The 17,432-nt window shown below is 64.8% G+C and carries 18 protein-coding genes; 5 read left to right on the top strand and 13 right to left on the bottom strand.

The window, feature by feature from the left end:
- The first annotated feature begins 2 nt into the window (after window positions 1-2).
- A complete protein-coding gene (locus tag BJP06_RS03825) occupies window positions 3-782 on the top strand; it encodes a MerR family transcriptional regulator (RefSeq protein ID WP_071572878.1) in 780 nt (259 codons plus the stop codon).
- A gap of 6 nt (window positions 783-788) precedes the next feature.
- On the opposite strand, the gene BJP06_RS03830 is transcribed toward BJP06_RS03825, so the two are convergent.
- The 4 genes from BJP06_RS03830 to BJP06_RS03845 form a co-directional block, all read right to left on the bottom strand.
- Window positions 789-2,192 (bottom strand): succinic semialdehyde dehydrogenase, encoded by a 1,404-nt coding sequence (locus BJP06_RS03830; protein ID WP_071572849.1) that lies wholly within the window; start codon window positions 2,190-2,192, stop codon window positions 789-791.
- A 10-nt stretch (window positions 2,193-2,202) separates the two neighbouring features.
- Window positions 2,203-2,874, bottom strand: a complete 672-nt coding sequence (locus BJP06_RS03835; protein WP_177224255.1) for a TrkA family potassium uptake protein — start codon at window positions 2,872-2,874, stop codon at window positions 2,203-2,205.
- Complete coding sequence (locus BJP06_RS03840) at window positions 2,867-4,204, bottom strand: TrkH family potassium uptake protein (RefSeq protein WP_071572851.1); 1,338 nt, start codon at window positions 4,202-4,204, stop codon at window positions 2,867-2,869. Before BJP06_RS03840 ends, BJP06_RS03835 begins: the two co-directional genes overlap by 8 nt.
- 361 nt (window positions 4,205-4,565) lie before the next feature.
- Window positions 4,566-4,883 (bottom strand): DUF4229 domain-containing protein, encoded by a 318-nt coding sequence (locus tag BJP06_RS03845; RefSeq protein WP_070363181.1) that lies wholly within the window; start codon window positions 4,881-4,883, stop codon window positions 4,566-4,568.
- Between the two features lie 44 nt (window positions 4,884-4,927).
- On the opposite strand from BJP06_RS03845, the gene BJP06_RS03850 reads away from it, so the two are divergent.
- Window positions 4,928-5,191, top strand: coding sequence for a hypothetical protein (locus BJP06_RS03850; protein WP_070477766.1), 264 nt, complete (start codon window positions 4,928-4,930; stop codon window positions 5,189-5,191).
- Here the strand turns inward: BJP06_RS03850 and galE are convergent.
- Genes galE through hemL form a run of 7 tightly spaced genes read right to left on the bottom strand, consistent with a single transcriptional unit; the run spans window position 5,188 to window position 12,140 of the window.
- The gene (galE, locus tag BJP06_RS03855; protein WP_070477405.1) at window positions 5,188-6,180 is read right to left on the bottom strand and encodes a UDP-glucose 4-epimerase GalE; all 993 of its coding nucleotides are present in this window, start codon (window positions 6,178-6,180) and stop codon (window positions 5,188-5,190) included. The genes BJP06_RS03850 and galE overlap by 4 nt on opposite strands.
- Window positions 6,180-7,181: a c-type cytochrome biogenesis protein CcsB gene (gene ccsB / locus BJP06_RS03860; protein WP_070477403.1), complete on the bottom strand. Its 1,002-nt coding sequence runs from the start codon at window positions 7,179-7,181 to the stop codon at window positions 6,180-6,182. The genes galE and ccsB overlap by 1 nt, the downstream gene beginning before the upstream one ends.
- A 28-nt stretch (window positions 7,182-7,209) precedes the next feature.
- On the bottom strand, window positions 7,210-8,838 hold the full coding sequence (locus tag BJP06_RS03865) for a cytochrome c biogenesis protein ResB (RefSeq protein WP_070477401.1): 1,629 nt from the start codon (window positions 8,836-8,838) through the stop codon (window positions 7,210-7,212).
- The gene (locus tag BJP06_RS12030; protein WP_177224256.1) at window positions 8,839-9,567 is read right to left on the bottom strand and encodes a cytochrome c biogenesis CcdA family protein; all 729 of its coding nucleotides are present in this window, start codon (window positions 9,565-9,567) and stop codon (window positions 8,839-8,841) included.
- Window positions 9,568-9,618: 51 nt separating this feature from the next.
- Complete coding sequence (locus tag BJP06_RS11810) at window positions 9,619-10,197, bottom strand: TlpA disulfide reductase family protein (RefSeq protein ID WP_071572853.1); 579 nt, start codon at window positions 10,195-10,197, stop codon at window positions 9,619-9,621.
- Between the two features lie 14 nt (window positions 10,198-10,211).
- The gene (locus BJP06_RS03880) at window positions 10,212-10,814 is read right to left on the bottom strand and encodes a histidine phosphatase family protein (RefSeq protein ID WP_070363187.1); all 603 of its coding nucleotides are present in this window, start codon (window positions 10,812-10,814) and stop codon (window positions 10,212-10,214) included.
- Window positions 10,815-12,140 (bottom strand): glutamate-1-semialdehyde 2,1-aminomutase, encoded by a 1,326-nt coding sequence (gene hemL / locus BJP06_RS03885; protein ID WP_071572854.1) that lies wholly within the window; start codon window positions 12,138-12,140, stop codon window positions 10,815-10,817.
- A 20-nt stretch (window positions 12,141-12,160) separates the two neighbouring features.
- Here hemL and BJP06_RS03890 point away from each other — a divergent pair, with 20 nt between their 5' ends.
- Complete coding sequence (locus tag BJP06_RS03890; RefSeq protein WP_071572855.1) at window positions 12,161-13,006, top strand: NAD(P)-dependent oxidoreductase; 846 nt, start codon at window positions 12,161-12,163, stop codon at window positions 13,004-13,006.
- A 207-nt stretch (window positions 13,007-13,213) separates the two neighbouring features.
- Here the strand turns inward: BJP06_RS03890 and BJP06_RS03895 are convergent, their stop codons facing one another.
- Both BJP06_RS03895 and BJP06_RS03900 read right to left on the bottom strand, forming a co-directional pair.
- A complete protein-coding gene (locus tag BJP06_RS03895; RefSeq protein WP_071572856.1) occupies window positions 13,214-13,918 on the bottom strand; it encodes a DedA family protein in 705 nt (234 codons plus the stop codon).
- Window positions 13,919-13,937: 19 nt separating this feature from the next.
- The gene (locus tag BJP06_RS03900; RefSeq protein ID WP_071572857.1) at window positions 13,938-15,461 is read right to left on the bottom strand and encodes a CAP domain-containing protein; all 1,524 of its coding nucleotides are present in this window, start codon (window positions 15,459-15,461) and stop codon (window positions 13,938-13,940) included.
- A gap of 70 nt (window positions 15,462-15,531) precedes the next feature.
- On the opposite strand from BJP06_RS03900, the gene BJP06_RS03905 reads away from it, so the two are divergent.
- Both BJP06_RS03905 and BJP06_RS03910 read left to right on the top strand, forming a co-directional pair.
- On the top strand, window positions 15,532-16,851 hold the full coding sequence (locus tag BJP06_RS03905; RefSeq protein ID WP_071572858.1) for an MFS transporter: 1,320 nt from the start codon (window positions 15,532-15,534) through the stop codon (window positions 16,849-16,851).
- A 277-nt stretch (window positions 16,852-17,128) separates the two neighbouring features.
- The coding region (locus BJP06_RS03910; protein WP_255365782.1) for a hypothetical protein at window positions 17,129-17,432 on the top strand (304 nt) is incomplete at its 3' end.

Genomic DNA, 17,432 nt, shown 5'->3' on the forward strand with positions numbered 1-17,432 from the left:
CCATGACCAACAACGAAGCGCTGTACACAGTCGGCGAAGTAGCCAACGCATTCGGGATCACGGTGCGCACCCTGCACCACTGGGAGCAGGCCGGCCTCGTCGAACCTGTGTATCGCAGCTGGTCAAACTACAGGCTGTACACGCCAGATGACCTGGAGCGCATCCAGCACATCCTGGTCTACCGGACCACTGGCATGAAACTGTCTGAAATCAAAGAAGTACTCTCCCACCCCACCTCGAACCGGGAGCACCTGCGCAGGCAACACGAACGCCTGCTTGAGGAGCGTTCGCGGATCGATGGGATGGTGGTGGCCGTCGAAAAGTTATTGGAGCAAGCAATGAATAACCACAAACCAACCCTTGAAGAAGTCGGCGAGATCCTCGGCGACCCGAACTACACCGAACACCAAGCCGAGGCGCAAGAGGCCTACGGCGACACGCCCGGCTGGGCGCAGTACCAGGGTCGCACCGGCAACTGGGGCGCGAGCGACTGGGAGGACAGCAAGCAGCGTTTCGACGCCATCGATACCAAACTCGCCGACGCTGTTCGCCGCGACGTGCCCACCGACAGCGCGGAAGCCGCCGAACTCGTCGAGGAACACCGGAAGGTGATCGGGCAGTTCTTCGACGTCACCCCGGAGATGCAGTTCCAGATCTCGCGCGGCTACATCGCCGATGAACGCTTCAAGCGCTACTACGAAGAACGCCAACCCGGCCTGGCGCAGTGGCTCGCCGACGCCATCGCGCACGCCACCGGCCACAGCACAGAGAGCAAGTCCTAGCCGGGCCTAGCGCAGCAGGCGTTTCCCCAGCCGCAGCGCAAGCGCCATCGCGTCCGCGACCGGCTTGCCGCCACCAGCGCCGACCCCGCCGAGCGGCACGTAACGCTGCGCCGCCACGGTACGCGCCTCGGTGTACTTCAGCAGGCCTTCGTCGCCATGGCGTCGCCCCACGCCTGACTGTTTCCACCCGCCCATCGGCGCGTCCATCGATGCCCACGCGGCCGCGTACCCCTCATTAATGTTCACGGTCCCGGCGTGCACGTGCGCCGCGACCACGCGCGCCTCGTCCTCCGCGCCCCAAATCGAGGCGTTGAGCCCGTAGTCGGTGTCATTCATCTTCTCGACGCCCACCTCCGGCCCATCCACCACCTCCACGTAGACGACCGGCCCGAACACTTCCTTGCGGTACAGATCGGCGTCCTCCGGGACGTCCACGAGGATGGTCGGTGCGTAGAACGTATCCCCGAGCTGGGGTAACGCCTCCCCACCAGCCAGGACGGTGGCGCCTTTGTCCACGGCGTCGTGGACAAAGGCGTCGACACGCGAGCGGTGCTCCGCCGAAATCAGCGAGCCAACATCGTCACCCCACCCGTGCCCAATGCGCAGGCGTTTCGTCAGCGCCACAAACTGTTCAAGGAACACTTCTGCCACGGCGCGGTCCACGTAGATCCGCTCCACGGAAATGCACAGCTGACCGGTATTGCTGAAGCACGCGTCAGCGGCGCCACGTGCCGCCGTCTCGGGGTCCGCGCTGGCTAAAACCAGCAGTGGGTTCTTCCCGCCCAGCTCAGCGGAAAACCCAATCAGACGCTCCCCGGCCTGCGCGGCAAGCTTCCTGCCGGTGGCGGTGGACCCTGTGAACATGAGGAAATCGCACCGCTTCACGATCTCCTGCCCCACCGTCCGCCCGCTTCCCTCCACAACCTGGAACAGGTCGGCTGGCAGCCCAGCCTGCACCAGCAGCTGGTGGGCGCGCTGCGCGGTGCGCGGGGTTTGCGTATCCGGCTTCAGCACCACCGCGTTGCCCGCGATCAGTGCCGCCACCGCATCCGACACCGCCAACGAGAGCGGGTAGTTCCACGGCGCAATCACCCCCACCACACCCTTCGGCGCCCGGTGCACCTCGGTCCGTGTCGCCACCGGCATAGCGCCCCGCACTCGGGCTGGCGTCAGCAGCGCCTTCGCGCGGTACGAGTAGTGGCGGGCGGTAATCGCAACATCCATGACCTCGTCGAACGCGTTGTGTTTCGCCTTACCTGTCTCCTGCTGGATCAGGTCCACCAATTCGTCGCGGTGGGCAAGGATCAGGTCGTGGTAGCGCAGGAAGATGCGGCTGCGCTGGCGAAGAGGTGTCGTCGCCCAGGCGCGCTGTGCCGCGCGTGCAGTGTCGAAAGCGTGCTGTACTGACATGCAGCCCAGGTTAGCGTCGCCGTGCCGCCATGCGGCTGAACTTTTCCACCCGGCGCGAATCCCCATAGATCTGCACCTGCTCGCCAGCCTCCAAAGCCATGTGCCCGAGGACGGGCTGCCAGCGGTCCTCCCGGCGCACGGCAATCACCTTCACGCCGTGGCTCTGCCACAACGCCTGCTCGTCGAGCGGGCCCGCCACGTGCGTCGGCACCACCGTGTGCACAATCGCCGTGCCCGAGGACAACTCCACATAGTCGAGGTTCGCGCCACGCACCAGGTGCGCCACACGCCGCCCCATCGCCTCCTCCGGGTGCACCGCATGCGGCACACCAATCTGGTCCAGGATGCGCCCGTGTGCATTGCCGGAAGACTTCGCCCACAAATTCTCGACGCCCACATCCACCAACAACGAACACGTCAAAATCGACGCCTCCACGTGCGCCCCGCCGATCGCCACGACGACGCCGTCGAACTCCGAAATGCCCAACTCTTCAATCGTGGCCACGTCCGTGCAGTCCGCCTGCACCACCTTCGACAGCAGCCCGTTGTTGCGTTTCACGGCGGACTCTTCCAGATCGATGCCGACGACGGTGGCGTCGTCAAACATGAGCTCCCGGCCCACCGCCGAGCCAAACCTCCCGAGCCCAAGCACCGCGTACGTGGGCGTTGCAAACTTAACCAATGATCGGCCTTTCATAAGGAAGCAAAATTTTCGACGCCGGCTCCGCAAACGCGAACGCCGTCGCCACAGTAATCGGACCCAACCTGCCAACAATCATCATAAAAATAATGACCAACAACGAAGGCGCATCCAGATGAGGCGTAATACCCGTGGACAACCCCACCGTGCCAAACGCCGACAGCACCTCAAACAACACCTCCGACAGGTGAAACGGCGTCAGTGCCAACAACGCGAACGTCGCCGCCACCACCAGCGCGCCGCTGAGCATCACCACCGTGATCGCCTGGTGCACCACCTCCACCGGGACACCTTTGCCCAGCATGACCGGCTGCGTGCGACCCCGCACCACCGCCGACACCGCCGACACCAACACCAACACCGTCGTGATCTTCACGCCACCCGCCGTGCCAGCCGGGCCCGCCCCCACAAACATGAACAGGTCCATCGCAAACAGCGTCGGCTCGTGCATCCCGCCAATATCGACAGAGTTGAACCCGCTCGTGCGGGTCTGCACCGCCTGAAACAGCCCCGCCAACACCGCATCCGACGCCGGCAACCCACCCAGCGTGCGCGGGTTGTTCAACTCCATGGCGAGGATGGTGGCCGTCGAAAAGCAAAGAAGGAAGAGCGTACCGGCAACCACCATGCGCGTATTCAACGTCCAGCGGTGCAGGTGAAACACGTCCCGCCGAAACTGAAACAGCACCGGAAACCCCAAACCACCAATAATGATCGCCGCCATGATAGGCACGCAGACCCACCAATCCCCCACGAAGCCGGTCATGTTGTCCGAATAAAGCGCGAACCCCGCATTGTTAAACGCCGACACCGCATGAAACACCCCATGCCCCAACGCGCGCGGCAATGGGTAGCCCAACGCCACGAACCGCGCCGTCAACGCCAGCGCGACCAGCGCCTCCACCACGATGCTCACCAGCAGGACCCGCCTCAACAGCGGCGCGATCCCGCCCACCGCCGTACGACGCTCCACCGCCGAAATCACATTCGCACTCAAATTCGCTTTGCGGACCACCGCCTGACCCAGAATCGTCGCGAAGCTCATCACCCCGAACCCGCCAACCTGGATCAACACGGCAATGACCACCTTGCCGAACGTAGTCCAATACGTCGCCGTATCCACAATGGCTAGGCCGGTGACACACAGCGCGGACGTCGCAGTAAACAACGCCGGCAACAGCGGCAACCCACCCGGATTCACAGTGGAAACCGGAAGCATCAGCAACACGGTGCCCACGAACAGGGCAACCAGGAAGCCGAACAAGATCACCGCCGCGCTATTGAGCTGGCGGTGCCGAATGTCAGCAGGCACCAGCGGAACATTACGCCAGCGGGGTGCGGGTGGCAAGGGTTTTGAACTTTTCGAGTGTAAAGTGTGAGGGGTATTCCCCTCTTGCCTGAAGTCACCCGTTCAGCGGACTGGCTGCGGAGGGGTTTTCTTGTCGCTGAGTAGCTATGGAGTGGGCGCCAGTGCCAAATCTGACATCGTTTGTTGTCTAGCACATTTTTTGCCAGCAACTTTGAAGTAATAGACCTTATTCGATTGCGTCTTTTGGCACTCGAGCCGACCTGCCTGACACCAAATTCCCTCGCGGCAGAACACGCGACCTGGGCTTTTGCGAACCCACGACGCCAAAATGCAGGAATGTGGTGCACACCGTCCCACGAGAGAACTAACGCTCGGCCAGCTCGGCCTCGATCCACGCCTTGCGGGCCTGACGCTGCTCCTTCCAATGCGCAAGCGCCTGGACGGCCTCAATGCGTTGCTTCTTGAACACCAGCATGGACAGCGGGAACGCCACGATCAGGGCCAGCAGGGCCGACATGATCAGCGGCACGGGCGCCCCAACCGCGACGGCCAGCAGCTGGATCACCACGGTGAGGACGATGAAGAGGAGGAGCCGGTACAGCCCGTAGATGGCGGCGGCTTTGTTGGCGCGACGCTTCGCGCTTGGGTCAACCTCGGGAGCTTCCTGTGGTGCTTCACTCATGGAGACTTAGCCTAACGCAAAGGTGGACCAGTATGTTAGAGGGCATGGGAAGGCTTCTACTCATCGCTCTGATCATTCTGGCTGTGTACTTGATGTGGCGCGCGTTCGGCCCGGGGTCGAATGCACGGTATGGAGGGTACGGGGTGCAGCAGCAGGAACAGCCACCGGTTATTAAGGGGCCGGATGATGATGAGGAGTTCCTGTGGGAGATCGAGAAGAATAGGTTTAAAGAACGCCGGGCCCGCGAGGAGGCGGAGCGCCGGCGTCGTGAAGAGGAGGAGCGTCGGAGGAAGCGCGGCGAAGACTAGCTGCGCGTTGCTTCCTCGGCGAGGACCTCGGGCAGCTTCTCTGCCCAGGCCAGGGAGTCGCGGACGCCCTGCTCGATGGTGAGTTCTGGGGACCAGCCGAGTACCTCGCGCGCCTTGTCGATGCGCGGTGCGCAACCGGCGACGTCGCCCTCGCGTGGTGGTGCGGTGGTGACCTCCATGTCGGAGCCGCTGGCGGACTTGAACGCCTCCGCGAGCTCGAAGACGGTGGTGCCGGTGCCGGTGCCTAGGTTGATGACCTCGTATGGGGCGAGGTCGGCCTTGAGGGCGGCGACGTGGGCGCGGGCCAGGTCCCAAACGTGGACGTAGTCGCGCAGGCCGGAGCCGTCGCGGGTTGGCCAGTCGACGCCGGTGACCGTGAACGCCTCACCCCTCTGGTGGGCGGTGATCATCTTGCCCAGCGCGTGGGACGGCAGCGGGTTCTGCAGGCCGGTGCGCAGCTGTGGGTCGGCGCCGATCGGGTTGAAGTAGCGCAGGGCCACAGCCTGGATCTGGCCGGCGGCAGCGGCGTCAGCCATGACGCGCTCCAGCATCCACTTCGACGCGGCGTACGGGCTGGTTGGCGCCACAACGGAGGACTCGTTGACGGTGAAGTCCTCGTCCGCCTGGTACATTGCGGCGGTCGAGCTGAGCATGACGCGCTTGACGCCGCGGTCGCGAAGGACCTGCAGCATCTTGGTTGCGCGGCCGACGTTGACGTCGTAGTACTCGAGCGGCTGCGCGACGGACTCCGGCACGATGATCTTGGCCGCGCAGTGGATGACGGCTTCGATGTCGGGGTGGTCGTCGAAAATTTTGTTGAGCAGCTCGGTGTCGGCGATGTCGCCCTCGTAGTGGTCGAAGCGCTCTGCGAAGACGCGCAGGCCAGTGGAGTAGTCATCCAAGATGACCGGGGTGATGCCTGCGTCGGAGCAGCACGATGCAATTGTGGAGCCGATGTAGCCGGCCCCTCCTGTAATCAGTGTTTTCATTAGTTCAATCCTGCGTACGAGTGAAGTCCAGCAATGACAGTATTTACATAGGTCATGTTAAAGATGGTCATGGCCAAGGCAAAAACGTTGATCCACGCGGCCTTCGAGTTCTTCCAGCCGGCGGTGGCGCGCGCGTGGAGGTAGGCGGCGTACAGAATCCACGTGATCATGGACACGGTTTCCTTCGCGTCCCAGCCCCACGGGCGACCCCAGGCGACCTCAGCCCAGATCGCGCCAAACACAATGCCGATTCCGAACAGCGGCAGCGTAATAATCGCCGTCTTGTAGGTGATCTGGTCGAGCGTCTTCGCGCTCGGCAGTGGCTTCGCAATCGCGCCGAAAAACCCATGCTCCTCGCCGCGCGGCTGCCACATGCGCAGCAAGTACAGCAGCGCAAAGATGCCCGACACAATACCTATCGACGCCCCCACCGACACCGACGAAACGTGCACCGGCAGCCAGTAGGACTGCAGCGCCGGCACCACCGGCGCCACGTGCATGTGGAACACCGTGGAGTTCAAGAACATCGCGATCGCCATCGGGGCGAGCAGCCACGGCCAGATGGTGTGCCAGTTCTTGCGCTGCACCACGATCGCGGCTGCGACCATCACGACGGCCGTCATGGCCAGGATGTACTCGTACAGGTTGCCGAGCGGGAAGCGCTTCGCCGCCAGCCCGCGCGTAATGAAGGACGCCACGTGCAGCACGATGCCGAACCAGATCAGCGCCTGCGTCATGTTCGCCCACTTGCGAGCGCCGGCGACGCGGCGGTCGTACTCTGCCTGGTCGAAGGAGTCGGAGGGGGCGTCGATAAGCTCGGAGCCGCCCCCGGCCCCCACGGCGACTTTTTGATCCATGCGGGCGCGCTCGCGGCGCATGTCGAGCACGCCGAACATGCGCCCGTAGTAGATACAGGACATGATCAGCGCAGCCAGGTACAGGATGAACGCGGTGCGGAACGTGAGGTCTGAAAGGTCCGCCATCGTGGAATCGACAAGCATGGGGAACAATCTACCGCGTCATCGCAGGTTAGCCAAGGTCATCAACCTCGAAGGAGGGGTTCTCCTCCTCCGAAACGCCCAGGATTTCCTCCACGATTTCGTCGAACTCGGCGCCCCACCCGGCGCGGTCCGTGCGCGCCAGGCCGGCGAGCTCCACGTGAGTGCCGGTGGCCGTCGGGGTCAGGCGGATCCACAGGCGGCGGCGCTTGATGGTCAGCGAGCCGGCCAGCGCGGCCAGCATGAGCACCGAGGTGGCCAGCATCCAGCCCTGGGTCGGGTCGTGGGAGATTTGGTAGTTGGCGTACTCGGCTGCGCCATCGAAGCGCACGCGGATGCCGCCCTCAAGGGTGGTTTCCTCCCCCGGCACCAGGTTGACGCGCTCCACCTTCTGCAGGCGCCCCTCGGCGATCAGGTTCTGGTCCAGCACGAAGATGTTCTGCGGGCGGCCGGTGTCCAGGCCGGCGTCGCCGACGTAGATGTCTACTGCCATCGCCGGGTCCTGCATCGCAGGGAAGCCGGACTGCAGCATGTCGCCGTTCACGCCGGTCCACTGGGCGGTGGGCGCGAAGTTGCCCTCGATGGCGATCTGGTGCTCGCGGCGCTCGGTGAGGTCCGGGTACATGCCGGCCGGCGGGTCGAAGCGCATCACGCCGGCGGACAGGAAGTTCTGCACGTCCGTGGGCCTAAACTGCACCATCTGGGTGCGCGACTCCCCGTTCGGCCAGGTGATGGTCACCTGGGGGGCAAAGCCGTGCCCCTGCAGGTAGACGCGGTTGCCGTCCACGCGCAGCGGGTGGTTGACCTGCAGCGTGAAGTCCTGCCACTGCTCGCGCGGGGCGGCCACGTCCGGGGTGTAGGCCACGTCCGACCAGAACCCGTTCGCCTGTCCAGTGTTGAGGTACTCGGCGCGGAAGTTCTTCGACTCGATGCAGAACGGGTGCAGGCCAGTGCCGTCGAAAAGCGGGCCGGCGCGGAAGACGTCGAAGTTCGCAGGCGACGTATTACAGAACTGGCGCGGCTGCTCCACAGGCACCGCGTACTGCGACTCGGACTCGGTCACCATGATGACCTGGCCCTCGTAGAAGACCATGCGGCCCGCCGCGAACGCCACAATCATGCCCACCAGCCCGATGTGGAACAGCAGGTTCATCAGCTCGCGGGAGTAGCCGCGCTCCGCCGAGATGGAGAACACCCCGGCGCGGTCCTCCTCCGGCTGGTAGGAAGCCACGTGCCACTTGCGCAGCACTGCGCGCGCCTTCGCCTCCAGCTCTTCCTTCGGCGTATCGACGTCCCCTTCCGCATGCAGCGGCATCCTGGACAGGTACTTCGGTGCCCGGGTCGGCGTGGCCCGGTACGCGCGCCAGTGGTCAATCGAGCGCGGGATGATGCACCCGACCAGCGACACCATCAGCAGCGTGACGATGGCGACGAACCAGGTGGAATCGAAGACGTCGAAAAGCTGCAGCTTGTCGTAGATGGGCCCCATGGTTGGGTTGGCGCGCAGGTAGTCGTCTACCAGCGTCGCGGAGACCGTGCGCTGTGGCAACAGCGCGCCCGGTATGGAGGCGAGCGAAAGTAAGAACAGGAGCAGCAGCGCGGTGCGCATACTGGTCAGCCAGTGCCACGACCTGCGTAGCCACGTCCATGCAGTGCTCATTTAAATCACCGTTGCTCCATATCCGAAGACGAGCTGGCGCGTCCAGCCGATAAACACGTTCCAGGCCCCGGTCAGCAGCAGCAGGCCGACGATGACCATCGCTACCCCGCCGATCACCTGGATGGTGCGCGAGTGCTTTCGCAGCACCTCGATGCTACGCACCGCTTTCGCCGAGCCAAGCGCCACCAGCAAGAACGGCAGCCCCAGCCCGAGGCAGTACGCGATGACCAGCAGCACGCCGCGCGCCGCGGTCATGCCCGCCGTCCCCACAGAAACGGACACGATGGCGGCGAGCGTCGGCCCCAAACACGGGGTCCACCCGAGCGCGAACACCCCGCCGAGCAGCGGCGCGCCCAGCAGCGTGGTCCACTTCTTCGGTCGCAGCCGCGTGTCGTTTTGCAGCGCGGGCACCCAACCGGCGAACACCAGGCCCATCACAATCGTGACCACCCCACCCGCGCGCATGAGGGTCTCCGCGTTGAGCGCCACCGCGCTCACCGCGCCGAAGACGGTCACGGTGGCCAGCAGGAACACCACGGTGAACCCGAGGATGAACAGGCCCGCCGCGCCGGCGACGGCCCAGCGGCGCCGCGTCACAGATACCCCGTGCTCATCCACGTTGAGCTCCCCGCCCACGATGCCCGTCAGGTACGACATGTAGCCCGGCACCAGCGGCACCACGCACGGCGAGGCGAAGGACGCCAACCCGGCCAGCGCAGCCGCCAGCATTCCCAGCAGCAGCGGGCCTTGGGAAACCAGCTCCGATAACGCCTCCCCCACTTAGGCCTCCGCCTCCTGGTGCAGCGTATTCGCCAGGTCGATGATCTCCTGGGCGGTGACCTCCCGCAGGAACACCGCCGCCGGGCGGTGCTGGGTGTCCAGCACGATCGTCGTTGGGATCACGGAGCTGGGCACGCCGCCCAAGAACGCGGCGGTCTTAAACGGCGGGTCGTAAATGGATGGGTAGGTCACCCCGTTGTCCTTCATGAAGTCGCGCGCGATGTCCGCGTTGTGGTCCCGCACGTTAATACCGAGGACGGTGCCGAAGCCCTCGATGGACTCCTGCACCTCCTGGAGGTCGTCGACCTCCGCGCGGCACGGCGCGCACCACTGCCCCCACGCGTTGAGCACCACGACCTCACCGTCGAAGTCGCTGAGCGAGATCTCACTGCCCGGCTCCATCAGGGACTCGCCGGAAAAGTCCGGCAACGGCTTACGCTCCTCCTGCGGGTAGAACAGTTCCACCTGCCCACCCGGCGAGTGGAACGCGAAGGACCCGCCGTTGTCACTGGCGCTCGAGCACCCGCTCAGCAGCACGGCTGCGGCAACGAATGGGACAAGGCTGCGGCGCACGGTCATGGGGTCCTTCCAGGTTAGATCGCGGATGCGGGGGTTGAGTATGACCAGTCAACAACAACGTCATCATCGAACACAAGTGACGTCACGCTGGCCAGCTCGCAGCGACGGCTCGCGTGCGCGAAGGGTTTGCCCTGCACGTAGCGCTGCACCGTCACGATCGGCAGCTGGTGGCTCACCAACACGGCCTCGTGGCCCTCGGCGCGCTGGCGGGCGTCCTCAATCGCGACGTCCATGCGAGCGAAGATGTCCTCGTAGGACTCGCCCCAGCTCGGCTCCCAGGGCTTGAGCATGTGGCGCCACCGGATCGGGTTCCACAGCTGGGAGCGCCACCCCTTGGTGCGCAGCCCCTCAAAGGTGTTGCCGGCTTCCAGGATCTCCTCCCGGGTATCGATCTCCAGACCGGTGACCTCCGCAATCGGCTGCGCGGTCTCCTGCGCGCGCAGCAGCGGGCTGGCCGCCAGGTAGGTGACGTCGCGGCCTTCGAAAAACTTCGAGGTCGCAGCGGCCATCGAGTAGCCGCGGGAGCTCAAGTGGTAGCCCGGCAGGCGCCCGTAGAGGATCTTCTTCGGGTTGAACACTTCACCGTGGCGCACCAGGTGGACAACAGTTCGCGTCATTTACTGGCCCTCCGGGGTCGCGGCGGCCGCGGCCTTCGCAGCCGGGACAAGCGCGGCCTCGATGGTGGCGAAGTCGTCGTCGGTCAGCGCTGTGGAGACGAACCAGGTCTCGAACGGGCTCGGGGACGCGTGCACTCCGTGGTCCAGCAGCGCGTGGAAGAACGGCGCGTAGCGGAACGTGTCCGCCGCCTTCATGTCGTCGAAGTTGTGGCCCTCGCCCTCCGCGAAGCGCACCGACAGCATCGTCGACGCGCGCTGGATGTGGTGCGCCACGCCCTCACGCGTCAGCGCCGAGCTGACCAGATCTTCCAGCCTGTCCGCGTTGCGGTGCAGCACCGGGTAAATATCCTCGCTGGCCAGGCGCAACGACGCCATGCCCGCAGCCATCGCCACCGGGTTTCCGGACAGGGTTCCTGCCTGGTACACCGGCCCGTTCGGCGCAAGCTTCTCCATTACTTCTCGACGCCCACCAAAGGCCGCCGCCGGCAACCCACCAGAGATGACCTTGCCGAAGGTCGTCAGGTCACCCGCAACACCGTCGACCCCGTACCAGCCGGAGTAGGAGGTGCGGAAGCCCGTCATCACCTCATCCAGGATGAGCAGGGCACCATTGGCGTGGCAGACCTCCTTCAGCTTCGCGTTGAAGTTGTCCTGCGGCGCCACCGTACCCATATTGCCGGCGGCCGCCTCCGCGATCACGGCGGCAATCTGGCCCTCGTTTTCCGCGAACGCCCGCTTCACTGCCTCAATGTCGTTGTACGGCACCACGATCGTGTCCGCCGCCTGCGCACCGGTCACCCCCGGGGAATCCGGCAGGGAGAACGTCGCAATCCCCGAACCCGCCGACGCCAACAACGCATCCACATGGCCGTGGTAGCAGCCATCAAACTTAATAATCTTCGGGCGCTGCGTGTACCCGCGCGCCAGGCGCACCGCCGACATCGTCGCCTCAGTACCCGAGTTGACCATGCGCACCTCCTCCACGGACGTACGCTTCGTGATCATCTCCGCGATCTCCACCTCAGCCTCAGTCGGCGTACCGAAGCTCAACCCGTTCACCAACGCCTTCTCGACGGCCTCCAGGATCGCCGGGTGCGCATTCCCGTGGATCATCGGACCCCACGAATCCACCAGGTCGACGTAGGAGTTGCCGTCGACATCTACAAGCGTGCTGCCGAACGCCTTCTCAATAAATCGCGTCTGCCCACCCACCGAGCCAAACGCGCGCACCGGCGAGTTCACCCCGCCCGGCGTGACCCGCTGAGCGCGCGCAAACAACTCAGCAGAACGAGCAGTGTTTTCTGAAGTCAGATTCGTCTTCGTCATAGTTGCCTATCCTAGGTCATATGAGAATTGGATTTTTAGGCCTCGGCCGTATGGGTACCGAATTAGCACTCAAGCTTGTCAGTGACCACGACCTCACGGTCTGGAACCGCACCGCGGCAAAAACCGCCCCGCTCGTGGAGCGCGGCGCCACCGCCGCCAACACCCCCGCAGACGCCGTGAAAGGCGCCGACCTCGTGATCACCTCCCTCTTCGGCCCCGACACCGTCCGCGAAGTCGTCATCGAACCCGGCCTCATCCCCGACGGCGTCACCTGGGCCGACGCCACCACCATCTCCCCCGCCGACGCCGACTCCTTCGCCGCCGCCGTCCCCACCTTCGTCCACACCCCCGTAGTCGGCTCGCTCATCCCGGCGCGCGCCGGCAAGCTCGGCGTCTACGTCGGCGGCGCCTCCGAACAGCGCCGCAAGGAAGTCGCCGAGGTCGTCGCGCCGTGGGCCGCCGCAAACCCGGAACGCCTCAAGGTCGTCGACACCGCCGCCCAGGCCGCGACGGGCAAGCTCATCGCTAACCTCGCCCTCGCGGTGACCATGCAGGGTTTCAAGGAAGCACTGCACATCGGCAACGCCCAAGGACTTGACGACGCCACCATCGTCGACATGCTCGCCTCCACCGGCCTCGAGTTCATCGTGAACATGAAGTCCCCCTTCCTACTCGGCGAGCGCGACACCAACCCCGGCGACTTCTCCACCGACGCCATCGAGAAGGACGCGCGTTTGATGCTCGCCACCGCCGAGGCCGCCGGCAAGGAGCTGCCCGCCGTGGCAGCCGCGGTTGCCTCCCTGCAGGAGCAGCAGAAGAAGGGCCACGGGGACGAGGACTTCTCCTCAGTGGTGGTGTACCGCTAATTTTCTGGGGAGCGAGTGCCAAATCACGCAACTAGGAAAAGATAGCCCATTTCTGACCTGCAACTATGAATGTACATATCAAATCCAAGTGCGTCTTTTGTCACTCGGCGCCAGTTCTGCGCACCTTTATCCTGTCTGGACAATCGGCGACCTGGGGAAACGCCACACCGCCATCCCAAAAAGAGGGAATGTGGTGCACGCATCCGCTCACGACTTCTTCGCCTGCCTCCGGAACGCGCCGAACATGATCACCACGATCAGCCCGATGGCGATCCAGTTGGCCACCTTCGCGTACTGCTCCAGCACGTACACGACGGGCTCCCCGATCCACCAACCGAGGGCGAAATAGCCCAGTGACCACAGGGTTTTCGAGATGAAGTCCAGCACCATGAACTTCCACAGCGGCATGCCGGTCATGCCCATCAGGACGAAGACGACGAAGGCGATGGGCAGCGGGATCGGTACGTAGGCGAGGAAGATGCCCAGCCAGCCGAGTTTGAGGGCCCACGTTTCCACGCGCGCGATGTTGCGGGCGCTGCGTTTGGAGTTCTGCGCCTGCACGTCCAGGATGCCGCGCCCCCACAGTTTGCCGGCCCACCAGTAGATCCAGTCGAACTTGATGGCCATCAGCGTGCCGATGAGCAGGTAGCCCAGCCAGTGCTGCACCTCGCCAACGGCGGCGAGCGCGCCTGTCGACGCCGCACCAATCCGAGAACCCGTAATCGCCAGCATGATGGGCGGGTGCAGGCCGAGTAGCCAGGCACGAAGCGGGATCATGGCGAGGCCGAAGAGGCCTACGAAGCCGAACCAGCCAAGGCACCAGTAGTCAGCCTTGGTTGGTTTGCTGTTCCAGGGCATGCCTGGTTGTTCCCACCATTCTGGTTCGGGTGTGGTCTGCTCCTCGCTTTGCATAAGCAGAGAGTGTACCTACCTAGAACATATTGAGAACTCCTGGGTTGGTGGCTACCACGATTCCGACGATCGCCAGCAGCCCGAGCACTACGCCGGCGATGATGCCACCGGTGGAGGAGCCGTCCTTCTCCGGGGCGGCCAGCGTGGCGCACTCCGCCTGCACAGGCTTGTATTCGGCTTCGGCGCGTTCGGTGGCTGCGCGGGCCTCGGCTGCGGCTGCCTTGGCGGTCGCAGCGGCAGCAGCCGCATCCTCCTGCGCCTGCTTCGCCGCGGTCAGCGCTTCCTCGGCTGCGGTCTGTCGGGCCGGTTGCGCCTCCTTGGCGGCGGAAAGCTCCTGCTCACGCTTTGCCACGAGCTCCTCCGCGGCCCGCAGCGCGCGTGCGGCTTCCAGGGTCCGCTCCGCCTTGTCGACGTCCCCTTCGCGCTCCTCGAGCGTTTGACGCTTGGTGGCGTCGCCAAACTCGATGGCGTGCTTGATGCCGTCGTAGTAGGTATTGAAGCGCTCGGTGTACTCGTCGACGGTGAACAGTGGAGTGCCCTGCTTCATCCAGTGGGTGGCGAAGGTCTGCGCGTGTGCAATACGCCACGGGTACCCCTGGTACCGGAAGGCTTTGGTGTTCACGGCGAAGCCGGTGGCGCGCATGTCCGGGTTGACGATCGCCATGTAGTGGCCAGCGCCCGCCTCGAATGGCTTCTCGCCCTTCTCAATCGCCTCGAAGTACGCGACGCGCTCCTCGTGGAACCAGCCCTTGAACGGGTTGTCGTAGTTCCAGGACAGGTTGTCCCATCCGTTCTTCGAGTGCCCGCGCGGCAGCTGGTGCGACCAGTTCACGTTTACCTGGGCCTGCGCCATCAGGAAGTCGGAGACGGGCAGGGCGGGCTGGCCGTCGCTTTCGCGGAGTTCATTGGCCTCGGGCAGCCAGCCGATGGCTGTCTTCATGTTGTCCAGGTGGGTGGCGTCGTCGGTCTCACCGATGTGGGTGTCGTCCGCGATGCGGTAGCCCGTCTGCCCCGCCACCGGGTCTTCTTCTTTGAAGCGGAAGTCGGTGTTCAGTTCGGCGACGGCGTCGGTTGCGCCCATGGCTTCGAAGAAGCCGAGGGAGCCGCGGTCGAACTGCTGTTGCGCCTCGGCCTTGCTGGCTTCGAGGGCGGCGGCTGCTTCGGCGGCCCGCGCCTTCGCGTCCTCGAGCGCCTGCTGTGCAGATTCCGCCGTCACGCCGGCGGGCACTGCGGACTGTTTCGCGGTGCGGTCGGTGGTGGCGTCGTCAAGAAGGCGTTGGGCGGCGGCGACCATGCCCTTTGCTGCCTTGAGTTCTTCCTGGGCGGCGGCGACGTCGCGCTGCGCCGCATCGAGCGTCTGCTGCGTGGCGCGCTCGCGGTCCTGCGCATCGCGCTGCTTCGCGGTGGCGTCCTTCACCGCGTCGACAAGTGCCACGCAGCGAGCTTCCGTGAGCTGGGCGGTGTCCTCCGCCATGGCCTGCGGGGCCACCAACATGGCCGCTGAGCAGGTAATAACGAGCATGAGTCCAAGCTGCTTCTTCATACCGGCAGATTAGCAGGAAACTTTAGTAATTTTCCCAAATAAGCGACAGGGTTGGTCTAAGGTTTTGCCCATGAAAACAGCACTGACCCGCACGCAGCGCCTCGATAGGCTGCCGGTTACACCGAAGCACAAGAAGCTCCTCGTCGGATCGGGGGTGGGGTGGGCGCTCGACGCGATGGACGTCGGGCTGGTTTCCTTCGTCATCGCGGCGCTGGCCGTGCACTGGGACCTGGAGAAAACCACCACGAGCTGGATCGCGTCCGTGGGGTTCATCGGGATGGCGGTCGGCGCCTCCCTCGGCGGGCTGCTCGCGGACAAGCTGGGGCGCCGCCAGGTCTTCGCCCTCACGCTCCTGATCTACGGCGTGGCCACGGGCGCTTCAGCGCTCGCCGGGTCGGTCGCTGTCCTGCTCGTCTTCCGTTTCCTCACCGGACTGGGCCTCGGCGCGGAGCTGCCCGTCGCGTCCACGCTGGTCAGCGAGTTCGCGCCGCTGAAGGTGCGCGGGCGGATGGTGGTCTGGCTCGAGGCGTTTTGGGCGGCGGGCTGGATCCTGGCGGCGGTCATCGGCACGTTCGTCGTCGCCGAGGGCGAAAACGGCTGGCGCTGGGGGCTTGCGCTCGGCGCCGTGCCTGCGCTCTACGCACTGTACGTGCGCATGCAGCTGCCGGAATCGGTCCGCTTCCTGGAGTCGCGCGGCCGCGACGAGGAAGCAGAGGCAGTGGTCCGCAGCTTCGAGGAGCAAGTCCCGCCCGAACTACTTACCGACGCACCCATCGCCACCACCACCGATCCCGATGCAAGTTCTAGCCATCACATTTGGGGCCCCGAACTGCGCGCCCGCACCGCCGCGTTCTGGACCGTTTGGTTCTGCGTTTCCCTCGCCTACTACGGCGCGTTCACCTGGATCCCTTCCCTGCTTGTGGACCAAGGCTTCAGCCTCGTGCGCTCCTTCAGCTTCACGCTGATCATCACGCTGGCCCAGCTGCCCGGGTACGCCCTGGCAGGCTGGCTCATTGAGGTCTGGGGGCGCCGCACCACCCTCGCCGTCTTCCTGGCTGGGTCGGCGGTGTCGGCGGGGCTCTACGGGTTCGCCACCGCGCCCTGGCAGATCATCGCCGCAGGCTGCCTGCTCTCCCTGTTCAACCTGGGCGCGTGGGGTGCCCTCTACGCCATCGGTCCTGAGCTCTACCCCACCCAGATCCGCGCGACCGGCACGGGTGCCGCGGCGGCCTTCGGCCGCGTCGGCTCGATCCTGGCGCCGCTGATCGTCCCGCCGGTCCTGTCCTTCGGCGGCCACGCCAGCGTGTTCGTAGTCTTCGCGGTGGCGTTCACCGTGGCCGCCGTGGCGGCGTTCGTCCTGCCGGAGCAGAAGGGCAAAACCCTGGATTAAACGGAATGCGCACCAAATTCCTTTGCGCAAGGGGCGCGACCTGGGGAAACGCCACGTCGCCGTCCCAAAACCAAGGAATATGGTGCGCGTCCCGCTGCACCAGTGACAAAAGACACACCCCTTGTTGGCTAGCCCTTTTGTGACCTGCGGTTATGCCGACCCTACTTTTTCGAGTTGCGTCCTTTGTCACTCGCCTCTTTTCCCAAGCACCAAATTCCCTCCCACGCCCTAGGTGGCAGGCTGGTTGTGGGCCAGAACCCGAAGGAGGTCCACACCCATGCCCCCACACGATATTCCCCCGCTGATCCCCAAGCCACCAGAGAAGGATTGGGCAGATTACAACACCGACCCCGACCCCGGCAGGACTCGTAAACGTCGGCGTGCAAGCCTGCCATCTGCACGCGATGTGCTGGCGTTGCCGACTGTCACCCTTGCACCCGGTGCCACGCTTTCCGATAGTGAGTTGGTCATGCCGGATGCTGCGGCAGTCGTGTTTATCCCCAACACAGTAGATCGCGGGATTGTCACCTATAGCGAGACCCAAAAACTGCAGATGGTCAGGATCTCTCCCCACCCACCGT

The sequence above is a fragment of the Corynebacterium sp. NML120713 genome, assembly GCF_001875735.1.
Taxonomy (GTDB): Bacteria; Actinomycetota; Actinomycetes; order Mycobacteriales; family Mycobacteriaceae; genus Corynebacterium; species Corynebacterium pseudogenitalium.